This window comes from Bacillus sp. LR--39, assembly GCF_053613335.1.
Genome location: NZ_JBSIOT010001714.1, coordinates 1 through 501, shown reverse-complemented (window position 1 = coordinate 501; position 501 = coordinate 1). Strand labels below are relative to the sequence as shown.

The 501-nt window shown below is 43.7% G+C and carries 1 protein-coding gene; it reads left to right on the top strand.

Annotated features, from left to right (window positions below):
• Nucleotides 1–469 (top strand): hypothetical protein (locus ACWHAR_RS32730; RefSeq protein ID WP_452089129.1); only part of this gene is annotated, 469 nt, incomplete at its 5' end.
• Nucleotides 470–501 lie beyond the last annotated feature (32 nt).

The following is a 501-nucleotide window of genomic DNA, read 5'->3' as shown; positions in this document are numbered from 1 at the left end:
AGTCAAACATTTATTTAGTGACTATACGATCTATAACCCTAATGTCATCAGCGGCTCCATGCAGTCCTTATCGTTTATACAAATGATGCGCGCTATGATGTACTCAGGGGCAATCGTGAATTATGTTTTGTTTTTTGCCCTTGTATTGCTGATTTATGGCATAGCGCTTCATGCCATCCTGATTGTTCTGGAAATGGCGGCTTACGTCATGATCAGGCGGAATCCATCATCTTCATGGGGGTTCTTTTTCATTGCGGCGGGTGTGAAGCTTGCCATCTTGAATATAACCGGCATTCCATTTTTAGCTGCCGGCTTTCTGCTGATGAAACAGAAAAAAGCAGAAAACGGCGTCAAGGCAGAAAGAAAGCGGAAACCGCGCTTGCGTATCCGAAGACAAGGGCGTCGTCTAAATAGAATTCGGAGAAAACCATCCCTTCCGGTTGAATATCAAAAAGAAAAAACGATATGATGGGACTATAGCCTGAAAACGACATGAAGGAG